This is a genomic window from Glycomyces salinus (assembly GCF_016428645.1).
Classification (GTDB): Bacteria; Actinomycetota; Actinomycetes; order Mycobacteriales; family Micromonosporaceae; genus Glycomyces; species Glycomyces salinus.
Window position 1 is genome coordinate 57262 of record NZ_JAELXW010000012.1, and the last position, 12545, is coordinate 69806.

Sequence of the window (12545 nt, forward strand, 5' to 3'; positions counted from 1 at the left end):
GAGGAGCACCGATGCGAGTACTGGTGACCGGCGGGGCCGGATTCATCGGCAGCCATGTCGTCGAGCGGCTGGCCGCGCGCGGAGACGAGGTCGTCGTCCTCGACTCTCTTGCCGTGCAGGACGATCCGCCGGACTACCTGCCCTCCGGAGTGGACCTGCGGGTCGCCGACCTGGCCGACGAGCGCGCGCTCGCCGCGGCCGTCGAAGGGGTCGACGCGGTCTGCCACCAGGCCGCGCGAGTCGGGCTGGGCGTCGACTTCGACGACGTCGGCGGCTATGTCGCCGACAACGACCTGGGCACCGCGAACCTGCTGCGGGCGCTGTGGCGGCGCTCCTTCTCCGGGCGCGTCGTCGTCGCCTCCTCGATGGTCGTCTACGGCGAGGGGCGCTACCGGTGCCCGGTCCACGGCGACGTGCGGGCCCGCCCCCGAACCGAGCCCGACCTGGCCGCGGGCCGTTTCGAGCCGCTGTGCCCGAAGTGCGGCGCCGACCTCGAATGGGCCACCGTCGCCGAGGGCGCCCCGATGGACCCGCGCAACGTGTACGCCGCCACCAAGGTCCACACCGAACACCTGGCGTTCCTGTACGCGCGCGAGGCCGGATCGGCCGTGTGCGCCCTGCGCTACCACAACGTCTACGGCCCCCGGATGCCCCGCGACACCCCCTACGCCGGGGTGGCCAGCATCTTCCGCAGCGCCTGCGAATCCGGCCGGGCCCCGCGCGTGTTCGAGGACGGGCGGCAGCTGCGCGACTTCGTGCACGTCCGCGACGTCGCGCGCGCCAACGTGCTCGCTCTCGACTCGGCCTGGCAGGGCGCGGCCAACATCGCCAGCGGCGGCCCGCACAGCGTCGGGGACATGGCCGCGGCCCTGTCCGCCGCCTACGAGGGCGCGCCGGAGCCGGTCGTGACCGGCGAGTACCGGCTCGGGGACGTGCGCCATATCGTGGCCTCCCCCGAGCTGGCCGAGAAGGAGCTGGGTTTCCGGGCCGAGATCGGCTTCGCCGAGGGCATGGCCGCGTTCGCGCGCGACCCGCTCAGGTAGCCCGACACCGGTGCCGAAGCGGACGGGCCGCCCCGGGAATCCGGAGCGGCCCGTCCATCGGGGGAGGAGTGGAGTCAGGCGGCGAGGGCGCGGCGGCGGGCCAGCACCATCACGGCGGCTCCCCCGGCGACCAGGGCCCCGGCGGCGGCCAGTACCCAGGTGAGCTCGGCGCCGGTGGTCGGCAGCTTCGGGACGCCGACTCCGCCGTTGCCGTCGTCGGTGCCCGCCGGGTCGAGGTCGTCGAGATCGACGTCCTCGTCGAAGGCCAGCGCGAAGGAGACCGGGTCGAGTTCCTCGCCGGCCTCGTAGAAGCGAGTCTCCTGGCCGTTCACTTCGGCCGCGAAGAAGTCGGCGCCGTCCTCGGTCAGCGTCGCGGCGGCGCCGGAGACGGACAAGCCGCCGTCGACCGCGTCGAGTTCGACCTCGGCCAGCTCGGCCAGTTCGGTGCCTCCGACGTAGAGCGAGAGGTCGTCGCCGGTGCCGCGGAGGGCCACGTCGGAGACTGACAGGTCGAGTTCGCCGTCGTGCCCGGTGAAGTGGACCGTGCCGTCGAAGGCCGCGTCCAGCTCGCCGGTGTCGGAGTCGAAGGTGCCCTCGGCCCCGGTGAACCGGAAGGTCCCGTTGCCGTTCTCGCTCGCGCCGTCGGCGGTGTCGATCTCGCCGTCGGCGATGGGGCCGGTCACATAGGAGCGGAAGGACTCTTTGATGCCCCAGTCGGCGTGGCCGTCGACGATCTCGAGCACGCCCCCGACCTGCTCGTCCTCGGCCGGAGTGGACTCTTCGGGGTCCTCGCTGCCGGGGTCCTCGCCGTCCGGCGTCTCGGTCTCGTCGCCGGTTCCGGGCTCGCCCGCCGCGACGGCGATCGAGACCGGGTCGAGCTCCTGGCCCTCGGAGTAGAACCCGGCGAACGCCTCTGCGCCCTCGGCGGTCAGGGCCGCCGGGACGTCGGCGACCGAGGTGTACTCGCCCTGCTCCCATTCGAGGCCCGAGAAGTCCAGGTCCGCGAACGGCACGTCCTCGTCGGTGCCCTCGGCGTCGGTCACGTCCAGGTACAGGACACCGGTCTCGGCGGCGTGGTCGGTCTCGACCCGCAGGTCGGAGAAGGCCAGGTCGAGTTCACCGTCGTGGCCCCAGAAGCGCACCTGGCCCTCGGACTGGGCGACCACGTCGTGGGTGGCGACATCGTAGGTCCCGTCGGTGACCGGGAAGCGGTACGTGCCGTCGTCGCCTGCGGTCGCGCCGTCGCCGGTGGTGATCTCTCCCTGGGCGATCGGGCTGGTCACGTAGTTGCGGAAGGACTCTTTGACGCCCCAGTCGATCGAGCCGTCGACGATGGGGAACTCGCTCGGCTGGGCCTGAGCGGGGGCGGCGGCGAGGCCGACCGCCGCTGTGGCGGTGAAGGCCGCCGCGGCCAGGGCCGCGAGGCTTCTGCGGGTGGGGGATTGCATCGGTGTTATTGCTCCTTTGTGGTTTCGCCCTCGGTGGAGGGTTCCTCTGGGGTGTTCGGTTCGGGTCCGCCGGCGGTCGCCGGCTCGTCTCGGGACTCGGCGGGTTCGCTCCGGGCCGCCTTGCCGCGCCGGCGGATCGCGATCACCGTCGCGGTGGCGGCCAGCAGGGCGAGCGCCGCGGCGGGGGCGATCCACGCCAGCGCGCCGGGGCCGGACTCGGTCGACGCCTCGTCGGCGTCGATGGCCGACGGGGAGGGGGATTCGGGGCTCGGCTCGGGCTCGTCGCCGAGGTCGGGCAGGGCCGGGAGCTCGGCGTCGGGTCCGAGCGGGACGGCGACGGTGAGCGGGTCCATCTCGTCCCCGGCCTGGTAGTAGCCGCCGAAGACCTCGACGGCGGCCTCGGTGAGGACGGTCGGGACCGCTTCGGCGATGAGGAGTCCGTCGCGCTCGCCGAGTTCGGCCTCGAATTCGACCAGGTCGACCCGTTCGCCGCCGACCTCGGCCGACAGGACGCCCCGGCCGCCCTCGGCGGTCACGGTCGGGTCTGCGATGGCCAGGTCCACATCGGTCCCGGTGAACGCCACCGTGCCGGTGAAGGCCAGCGAGTAGTCGCCTCCCGCGGCCTCTCCGGAGCCCTCGGTGAAGCGGAAGACCGCGCCGCCGTCGCGTGCGCCGCCGGTCGCCTCCCAGTTCCCGGCCGCGATGTCGCCGCTGACGTACTCGCGCCAGGAGGCCCGGACGCCCCAGTCGAGGATCGCCCCGGAGACCCCGGCGTCCTCGGTCGGATCCTCGGTCGGCGTCTCGGCCGCCTCACTGGACGGTTCGGGCGCGGTCACGTCGGCGGTGAAGCCGACCGGATCGAGGGCCTGGCCCTCCTCGTAGTACCCGGCGAACGCCTGGGCCCCGCCCGCGGTCAGCGTCGCCGAGGCGCCCTGGACCGACACCGTCCCGCTCAGAGCGCCGATGTCGGGACCGGAGAGGGCGGCCATGTCGGTCCTGGTCCCGTTCACATAGACGTACAGCGTCCCCGACGAACCGGAGTACTCAATGGAGGGATTCGCGAAGGTCACGTCCAGTTCCCCGTCGTGGCCCCAGAAGTGGACCCAACCCGTGTAGGACAGCGAGGCCGTCCCCGCATCGGGGTCGTACTCGCCGGTCGCCGAGTGGAAGCGGTAGGCGCCGCCGACGGTGGAGGCCCCGTCCCCGGTGTTGACCTCGCCCTCGGCGATCGGTCCGGTGATGTAGGAGCGGAACGACTCCTTGACCCCCCAGTCGAGGCGGCCTCCGGCGGCCTCGTCGGCGGCCGCCGGGGAGGCCCACGTCAGGACCGAGGCCGCCAGCGCGAGCGCCGAAGCGCCCAGGGCGGCGAGGGCGGAACGGCCGCGTCCGGTGGCATGGGGCATGTGGGGGAACCTCCATCATTCGATTGAATGAAGGCAAGGCTAACCTAAGTTACGGGCCCAAAGCAAAGGGGGTGCTAACAATTATTAGGTTAGGCAAATCAACACCGTATCCCGCCCGCCATCGACAGAACTGGAGACCGCCCCGTGACCCCACGCCGCCTGACCAGGGCCTCAGTCGCGATCGGAGTGGCCGCCGCGCTGGCCCTCACCGCCTGCACCGCAACTGACGCCGCCGAGGAATCGAGCGAGGCCGAGGCGGTCGACCGCGTCGAACCGATCGCCGAGGACCCCGACCAGGCGCTCCCGGCGGTCGTCACCGACGCGAACGGGACCGAGATCACCGTCGAATCGACCGACTCGATCGTCCCCCTGTCCGGGTCGCTGTCCGAGATCGTCTTCTCACTCGGCCTGGGCCAGAACGTCGTCGCCCGCGACATCACCGCCACCTTCGAGCAGGCCGCCGACCTGCCCGTGGTCAGCCACGGCCACGACATCTCCGCCGAAGGCGTCCTGTCCCTCCAGCCGGACCTCGTCCTCGCCGAGACCAGCTCCGGCCCCCAGACCGCGCTCGACCAGATCGCCGCCGCCGGAGTCCCGATCCTGGTCTTCGAGCCCGCCGACGGCATCCCCTCCGTGTCGACCCGGATCGCCGCCGTCGCCGCCGCGCTCGGCGTCGACGAGCTCGGCCAGGAGCTCGTCGAGCGCACCGAAGCCGACATCGAGGCCGCCCTCGACGGCGTCGACGCCGACCAAGCGCCCCGCGTCGCCTTCCTCTACCTGCGCGGCTCGGCGTCGGTCTACATGATCGGCGGCCGCGACTCCGGCGCGACCTCCCTGATCGAAGCCGCCGGCGGCCTCGACGCCGGGGCCGAGGCCCTCGACGGCGACTTCATCGAGCTCACCCCCGAGGCCCTGGCCGCCGCCTCCCCGGACGTGATCCTGGTGATGGACAAGGGACTCGAATCGGTCGGCGGCCTCGAAGGGCTGCTGGAACTGCCCGGCGTCGCCCAGACCCCGGCCGGGCAGGACGAGCGCATCGCCCACCTGCCCGACGGCATCATGCTCAACTACGGTCCGCGCACCGGCGACGTCGTCGCCGACCTGGCCTCCCAGCTCCACCCGAGCGGCGACGACGAGTGACCGCCACCGTCGAAGCCGCCCCCGAGGCCGGTCCGCTCAAGCGCCTGGCCGTCCCGTCCGCGATCGCCGCCCTGCTGGTCGCCGTCCTCGGGATCGGCGTCCTCACCTCCGGCGCGACCGGGGCGTTCCCGATCTCGGCCGGGGACATCCTGTCCTCGATCGGCCACCGGCTCGGCCTCGGCGGTGCCCCCGTCGAGGGCACCGGCGAGAGCGTCCTGTGGAACATCCGCTTCCCGCGCATCGTCCTCGGCGTGCTCGTCGGCGCGTGCCTGGCCTGCGCGGGCACGCTCATGCAGGGCATGTTCGGCAACCCGCTGGCCGACCCCGGCATCATCGGCGTCAGCTCCGGGGCGGCCGTCGGCGCGGTCGCCTCGATCGCGTTCGGCCTCGTCTTCGCCGGGAACTGGACGATCTCGGCCTGCGCGTTCATCGCCGGGCTGATCACCGTCACCATCGTCTACCTGCTCTCCCGCTCGAACGGCCGCACCGAGGTGGTCACCCTGGTGCTCACCGGCATCGCGGTCAACGGCCTGGCCGGAGCCCTGATCGGCCTGTTCATCTTCTTCGCCGACAACGACGAGATCACCGCGATCACCTTCTGGCAGATGGGAAGCCTCTCCCAGGCCACCTGGCCCAAGATCCTCGCGGTCCTGCCGCCGGCCGCCCTCGGCCTGCTCCTGGCGCCCCGCTACGCCCGCCGCCTCGACCTGCTCGCGCTCGGCGAGCGCCCCGCCCGGCACCTCGGCGTGGACGTCGAGCGCATGCGGATCGACCTGATCGTCATCGTCGCGCTCCTGACGGCCGCGGCCGTCGCCGTCTCCGGCGTCATCGGCTTCATCGGACTGGTCGTCCCGCACCTGCTGCGCATGGCGGCCGGACCCGGGCACCGCGCCCTCATTCCCCTGTCGGCCATGGCAGGAGCCGCCGTCCTGGTCTGGGCCGACCTGGCCGCCCGCACCGTCGCCGCCCCGGCCGAGATCCCGCTGGGCGTCCTGACCGCCCTGGTCGGCAGCCCCTTCTTCTTCTGGCTGCTGCGCCGCACCCGACGCCGCCAAGGAGGATGGGCCTGATGCGACTGCGCGCCCGACCGGATGCGCCCGGACCGGTGCCCGACCCGGCCGCCGCCGTCCGCGACCTGACCGTCGACCTCGGGGGCGAGCCCGTGCTGCGGGGACTGGACCTGGAGGTGCGCGGCGGCGAGGTCCTGAGCCTGGTGGGCCCCAACGGCGCCGGGAAGTCCACCCTGCTGTCGGCCCTGGCCGGGGACCTCGCCCCCGCCTCCGGCGAGGTCGAACTGTGGGGCCGCCCGATCGGCGACTGGCACCCCGCCCGGGTCGCCCGCAGGCGCGCGGTCCTGCCGCAGGCCCACCGCGTCTCCTTCCCGTTCACGGTCGCCGAGGTCGTCGCCATGGGACGCGCGCCCTGGAACGGCACGCCGGCCGCCGGCGAGGACGCCGAGCGGATCGCCGAGGCGCTGGCCCTCGCGGAGGCCGAGTCCCTCGCAGGCAGGGCGTTCACGTCGCTCTCCGGCGGCGAGCAGGCCCGCGTCATGCTCGCCCGGATCATCGCCCAGCAGGCCGGGCTGGTGCTGCTCGACGAGCCGACCGCCGCCCTCGACCTGCGCCACCAGGAGATGGTCGGCCGCCTCTGCCGGGAACTGGCCGAGCGGGGCTCGGCCGTGGTCGCGGTCCTGCACGATCTGGACCTGGCCGGGGCCTACTCCGACCGGTGCGCGCTGATGGACCGCGGGCGGATCGCCGCGTGCGGCAAGCCCGTCGAGGTCTTCGACGCCGAGCGGATCGGCGAGGTCTACCGGCAGCCGGTCAAGGTCGAGACCGACCCCGACACCGGCGCGCCGCGTGTCACGCCCGTCCGCTGACGAAAGACGTTCGGAAAAGGCTTACCAATCACCTTGTGCGAGCAATCGCCTCCTGATAGTTTCATTGAAATATCGGAATCTATTCCGATAATTTCAACCCCCCTTGGAGGCAACGCGATGAGACACAGAACCGCCGCGCTGGCCGCGACCACCGCGGTCGGCCTCGCGGCAGGACTCTTCAGCGCCGTACCCCCCGGCCACGCCCAGACCGACGACGTCGTCTTCACCTCCGGATTCGAAGACGGCACGGTCGAAGGCTGGACCAGTCGCGGCGGCGTCGAACTCGAAGCGAGCACCGCCCAGGCCCACAGCGGCGAGTACAGCCTGCTCACCACCGGACGGGACGCCGCCTGGAAGGGCCCGGCCCACAACATGAACGACGTCCTCGGAGCCGAAGGCGTCTACGAGTTCGAACTCAGCGTCCGGCTCGCCGACGGCGAAGACGACGCGCCCATCGCGGCCACCATGGAGTTCACCTCCGAATCGAGCGGCGAAACCGCCTACACCGGCATCGCCTCGGCCGAGACCGTCACCGACGGCGATTGGACGACGCTGACCGGCCGGTACACCCCGCCCGAGCCCTCGCTCGCCATGATCTTCTACGTCGAGAGCTCGGAGGCCACCGCCTCCTACCACATCGACGACATCACCGTCACCGAGATCGAACCGCCGCCCGAGGACGACCTGCCCGGCGAGGAGACCGCCGCCGTCGACTTCACCGCCGAGCACCAGCTCATCGAGGGCTTCGGCTTCTCCGGGGCGTTCCAGCGCGCCGCCTACATAGGCGGGCTCCGAGGACTCACACCCGAACACCAGCAGGAAGTCCTCGACCTCTTGTTCGACCCCGAGAACGGGGCCGGGTTCAGCATCCTGCGCAACGGCATCGGCTCCTCGACCGACTACGAGAACGACAAGATGCTGTCGATCCAGCCCGAGGACCCCGGCGGCCCCGACGCCGAACCCCAGTACGAGTGGGACGGCTACGACGGCGGCCAGCTCTGGCTCGCCCAGGCCGCCCAGGACTACGGCGTCGACCGCTTCTACGCCGACGCCTGGTCGGCCCCCGGATACATGAAGACCAACGGCGACGACGCCGACGGCGGCGAGCTGTGCGGCGTGACCGGCACCGACTGCGCCGACGACTGGCGGCAGGCCTACGCCGACTACCTGGTCCAGTACGCCCAGTTCTACGCCGACGAGGGCATTGACATCACCGAGATCGGCTTCACCAACGAACCCGACTACACCACCTCCTACGCCTCCATGCGGTTCACCCCCGAACAGATCAACGACTTCGTGCAGGTCCTCGGCCCGACCGTCGACCAGTCCGGACTCGACATGAATCTCGTGTGCTGCGACTCCTTCGGCTGGGACCAGCAGGTCCCATACACCGAGGCGATCGAGGCCGACCCCGACGTGGACCGCTGGGTCGACATCCACGCCGGCCACAGCTACGCCTCCTCCTCGAACGACCCGCTGCCCACCGACGAGACGGTGTGGATGTCCGAATACGCGCTCGCGGCCGGAGACGAGTTCAACCCGGCCTGGGACGCCGGAGGCGCCAACTCCGGTCTGGCTCTGGCCAACCACATCCACGACACCCTCACCGGCGCCGAAGTCAACGCCTACATCACCTGGTTCGGCGCCTCCCTCAACAACACCGCCGCCCCGATCCGGCTCGACGGCGAGGAGTACGAGGTCGCCAAGCGGCTGTACGCGACCGCCGCCTACAGCCGGTTCGTCCGCCCCGACGCCCACCGCGTCGAAGCCGACACCTCCGGCGAGCAGCTGAAGATCTCGGCCTACACCAACGCCGACGGCAGCCGCGTGGTCGACATCATCAACAACCGCCGGTCCGACCTCACCCTCGACCTGGCCCTGACCGGGGCACAGGCGGGGGAGACCATGACCACCCACCGCACTGACGAGGAGCACTCCCTCGAAGCGGTCGGCCAGACCGCGCTCGAGGGGCCCGGCGCCGCCGTCGAGATCCCGGCCCGGTCGCTGACCACGCTCGTCATCGACGCCCCCGAACCGACCGACTCCTGCACGGCCCACCTCGACGTGGTCCACTCCTGGGGCTCGGGCTGGCTCGGCACGGTCACCGTCGAGGCCGGCGAGGTGGACCTGGACGGGTGGGACCTGGCCTGGACCTGGCCCGGCGACCAGCGCGTCAAGATCCTGTGGGGCGCCGACTGGTCCCAGTCCGGCCCCGAGGTGAACGCCTCCGACCTGGGATGGAACGGCCGCTTCAGGGCCGGTGACGGCCGACGGGTCCTCGGCTTCATCGCGACCGGAGACCCGGCCGAACCCGACATCGTCTGCTGACTCACGCGGGGCGGGAGCCGTCCCGCCCCGCGCCTCCGCGTGGCGGTCCCGACCGTGACCGATTCGTCCTTGCCCGCCCGGCTGCGGCGGTCGTAGGCTGGTCCGGGCCGCCTCACAACGGAAGCAGAGGAAGCAGATGTTCGGTACCGTCGACCTGTGGAGCTACGTCGGCGCCACCATCCTGATCATCCTCCTTCCCGGACCCAACTCGCTGTACGTGCTGTCGGTGGCCTCCAGGCGCGGCCGCCGGGCCGGGTTCGCCGCGGCCGCAGGCGTCTTCTGCGGCGACGGGGTGCTCATGGTCGCCTCCGCCGCCGGCCTGGCCTCGGTGTTCGCAGCCTCCCCGCTGCTGTTCGGCATCGTCCGCTGGGCCGGAGTCGTCTACCTCGCCTACCTCGCCTACGGGCTGATCCGCGCGGGCTGGAAGATCTGGCGCTCGACCCGGACCGCCGACAGCGCCGAGACCCCCGGAAGGGAGTCCGGCGGCGTCGCGACCGCCGTGCGCACCGAGCGGCCCTTCACCCGCGCGCTCGTCGCGAGCCTGCTCAACCCCAAGGCGATCCTGTTCTTCCTGGCCTTCTTCGTGCAGTTCGTCGACCCGACCTATGCCTGGCCCGCGCTCAGCTACGCCGTCCTCGGCGTGATCCTCCAGATCTGCTCCATGGTCTACCTGTCGACCCTGATCATCACCGGCGACCGCCTCGCCCGGACCTTCCGCGAACGCCGCCGCCTCGCGGCGGCCGGCAACGGCCTGGTCGGCGGTGTCATGATCGCCTTCGCCGCCAAGCTCGCCACCGGCTGACCGGAGTCACCGCCCGCTCTCGACCCGCTCCTTTGCGATCCGAACGACGACGACGCCTCCGGCCGGGACGGGGACCGCGCCCGTGTAGGCGGTGCCTTCGAGGGCGTCAGCGCCCTCGATGCCGGCGACCTCGACGTCGCGCTCGCCGTGGTTGATCAGGAAGACGTAGCCGCCGCGGCGGACGAGTTCGATCTCCTCGGGAATCCCCCGGGGCCGGTCGACCCCGGCCGCGTCGAGCACCTCGGACAGCAGCGGCCGCAGCCCGGTCGCGTCGTCGAGCGCGGTCGCGACGTACCAGGCGGCGCCGCGACCGAGCCGGTTCCGGGTCAGCGCCGCCCGCCCGGCGTCGGGGCCCTCGGTGAAGACCGCCAGCGCCTCGGCGCCCTCCAACCGGAGGTGCTCGGACCAGATGCGGCCGACCGCGCCCGAGTCCAGCGCCAGCGACGCGCCCTCGGTGAGCGGGTGGAACTCCTCGATCCACAGTCCGAGGGTGTCCCGCAGCGGCCCCGGGTGCGCCCCGGGGTGGACGACGTCGTGCTCATCGACGATCCCCGAGAAGTAGGAGACCAGGAGGTATCCGCCGCGCTCGACGTAGCCGCGCAGGTTCTTGGCCGCGGCGTCGGTCAGCAGGTACGCCGAGGGCGCGACGACCAGCCGGTAGCCGCTCAGGTCGGCCTCGGGGCGCACGAAGTCGACGGTGACGTGCTGCCTCCACAGCGAGCCGTAGTACTCCTCGATGCGCTCGCGGAAGCGCAGGTCCACCGAGGGCCGCCACTCCAGTTCCTGGGCCCACCAGGACTCCCAGTCCCACACCACGGCCACCTCGGCGGCCACGTCGGCCCCGACCACGCCCGACAGCCGCTCGAGGTCGGCGCCGAGGTCGACGACCTCGCGCCAGAGCCGGGTGTCGGTGCCGCCGTGGGGGACCATCGCCGAGTGGAACTTCTCGGCCCCGGCGCGGGAGGCCCGCCACTGGAAGAACATGAGCCCGTCGGCGCCGCGCGCCAGGTGGGCCAGGGAGTTGCGGCGCATCTGGCCGGGGGTCTTGGCGATGTTGCGCGGCTGCCAGTTGACCGCCGAGGTCGAGTGCTCCATGACCATCCACGGCCCGCCCGCGACCGAGCGGGTCAGGTCGGCGCTCATGGACAGCTCGACGTGGTTGTCCTCGCGCTCGGCGATGAGGTAGTGGTTGTTGGAGACGACGTCGACCTCTTCGGCCCAGCGGAAGTAGTCCATGTCGCCGCAGTTGGGGATCATGAAGTTGGTCGTGGCAGGAGCCTCGGAGTGCCGGGCGATGATCTCGCGCTGCATCGTGTAGCAGGCGATGTGGGCCTCGGCTGAGAACCGCTTCCAGTCCAGCAGCAGCGCCGGGTTGACCCCGGGCGGGGCGGCCGAGGGGGCCTCCACCTGGTCGAAGGACCGGTACACCAGGCCCCAGAAGACGGTGCCCCAGGCGCGGTTGAGCCGGTCGACGTCGCCGTACTTCTCGGCCAGCCAGGACCGGAACGCGGCCGCCGAGACCGCGCAGAAGCATTCCACGCCCGCCCAGCCGAACTCGTTGTGGACGTGCCACAGCTCCACGGCCGGGTGGTCGCCGTATCGGGAGGCGAGCCGTTCGACGATGCTCGCGCACGCCTCCAGGTAGGCCGGAGCCGAGGGGCACACGCCGTGGCGGGAGCCCCCGGCCATGACGCGGCCGTCGTAGTCGACCAGGCGGATCTCGGGGTGGGCCCGGCGCAGCCAGGCCGGAGGCGAGGAGGTGGGCGTGCCCAGGCAGACGCCGATGCCGTTGCCGTGCAGCAGGTCCATGACGCGGTCGAGGTCGCCGAAGTCGTACTCGCCGGGCGTCGGCTCGATCAGACCCCAGTTGAAGACGCCGAGGCTGACCAGGTCGACCCCGGCCTCGCGCATGAGGCGCACGTCCTCGTGCCAGACCTCCTCGGGCCACTGTTCGGGGTTGTAGTCGCCTCCGTAGCGAATGGTCTTCAAGTCGATCTCCTGTGAATCCAGCGCAAACGCTTGTGAACGTGCACAGTACTCGACTGGGCTTCAGGCGGCAACCCGCTGGAGCGGCTGCAGCGTTTCCGAATTATGATCGCTTTATGGAAGCGTTTTACCGAGAAAGCCGCGTTCTCGGGCCAGTAGTGCCATTTCAGTCGGGGCAGATGCGGGCAGTCTTATGTGCACGTTCCCAGTTCGGTGGCGCATCTCATGCGACACCTTCCACGGCCTCTCGCAACGTGGGATGCCCTCACGCCGTGGAAACCGCTTCCGTCCGGGAGCCCTCCGGGCCCCCGGAGCCCGGGGGAGATAATCGAATCAGAGCGCAAGGGAGTGTTGAGGAACTGTGGCACGGAGACGACCGACCATTCACGATGTCGCCGAGGCCGCCGGGGTGTCCCGGGGGACCGTGTCGCGCGTGCTCAACGACCAGGGGAACGTGTCGGTGGCTGCCGAGAACGCGGTGCGTCGGGCGGTGGCGGAGACCGGGTATGTGGTGAA

Annotated in this window: 10 protein-coding genes; 7 read left to right on the forward strand and 3 right to left on the reverse strand. The window is 71.6% G+C overall.

The window, feature by feature from the left end; genetic code table 11:
• The first annotated feature begins 11 nt into the window (after positions 1-11).
• Positions 12-1043, forward strand: coding sequence for an NAD-dependent epimerase/dehydratase family protein (locus tag JFB92_RS05290; RefSeq protein WP_199035597.1), 1032 nt, complete (start codon positions 12-14; stop codon positions 1041-1043).
• A gap of 74 nt (positions 1044-1117) precedes the next feature.
• Here JFB92_RS05290 and JFB92_RS05295 read toward each other — a convergent pair whose 3' ends face one another.
• Both JFB92_RS05295 and JFB92_RS05300 read right to left on the reverse strand, forming a co-directional pair.
• Complete coding sequence (locus JFB92_RS05295) at positions 1118-2491, reverse strand: HtaA domain-containing protein (RefSeq protein WP_199035599.1); 1374 nt, start codon at positions 2489-2491, stop codon at positions 1118-1120.
• A gap of 5 nt (positions 2492-2496) precedes the next feature.
• Complete coding sequence (locus tag JFB92_RS05300) at positions 2497-3894, reverse strand: HtaA domain-containing protein (RefSeq protein ID WP_199035601.1); 1398 nt, start codon at positions 3892-3894, stop codon at positions 2497-2499.
• A gap of 144 nt (positions 3895-4038) precedes the next feature.
• On the opposite strand from JFB92_RS05300, the gene JFB92_RS05305 reads away from it, so the two are divergent.
• The 5 genes from JFB92_RS05305 to leuE all read left to right on the forward strand — a co-directional run bounded on the left by JFB92_RS05305 (position 4039) and on the right by leuE (position 10043).
• The gene (locus JFB92_RS05305; RefSeq protein WP_199035603.1) at positions 4039-5034 is read left to right on the forward strand and encodes a heme/hemin ABC transporter substrate-binding protein; all 996 of its coding nucleotides are present in this window, start codon (positions 4039-4041) and stop codon (positions 5032-5034) included.
• A gap of 44 nt (positions 5035-5078) precedes the next feature.
• Positions 5079-6104, forward strand: a complete 1026-nt coding sequence (locus tag JFB92_RS05310) for a FecCD family ABC transporter permease (RefSeq protein ID WP_372451577.1) — start codon at positions 5079-5081, stop codon at positions 6102-6104.
• Positions 6104-6913 carry a heme ABC transporter ATP-binding protein gene (locus JFB92_RS05315; protein WP_199035607.1) on the forward strand — a complete coding sequence of 270 codons (810 nt, stop codon included), beginning with the start codon at positions 6104-6106 and terminating at the stop codon, positions 6911-6913. The genes JFB92_RS05310 and JFB92_RS05315 overlap by 1 nt, the downstream gene beginning before the upstream one ends.
• A gap of 117 nt (positions 6914-7030) precedes the next feature.
• Positions 7031-9241, forward strand: coding sequence for a carbohydrate binding domain-containing protein (locus JFB92_RS05320; protein WP_199035609.1), 2211 nt, complete (start codon positions 7031-7033; stop codon positions 9239-9241).
• Between the two features lie 136 nt (positions 9242-9377).
• Complete coding sequence (gene leuE / locus JFB92_RS05325) at positions 9378-10043, forward strand: leucine efflux protein LeuE (RefSeq protein WP_199035611.1); 666 nt, start codon at positions 9378-9380, stop codon at positions 10041-10043.
• Positions 10044-10049: 6 nt separating this feature from the next.
• On the opposite strand, the gene JFB92_RS05330 is transcribed toward leuE, so the two are convergent.
• Positions 10050-12032, reverse strand: coding sequence for a beta-galactosidase (locus JFB92_RS05330; RefSeq protein ID WP_199035613.1), 1983 nt, complete (start codon positions 12030-12032; stop codon positions 10050-10052).
• A gap of 358 nt (positions 12033-12390) precedes the next feature.
• Between JFB92_RS05330 and JFB92_RS26850 the strand changes: the two genes are divergently transcribed.
• The coding region (locus tag JFB92_RS26850; RefSeq protein ID WP_199035615.1) for a LacI family DNA-binding transcriptional regulator at positions 12391-12545 on the forward strand (155 nt) is incomplete at its 3' end.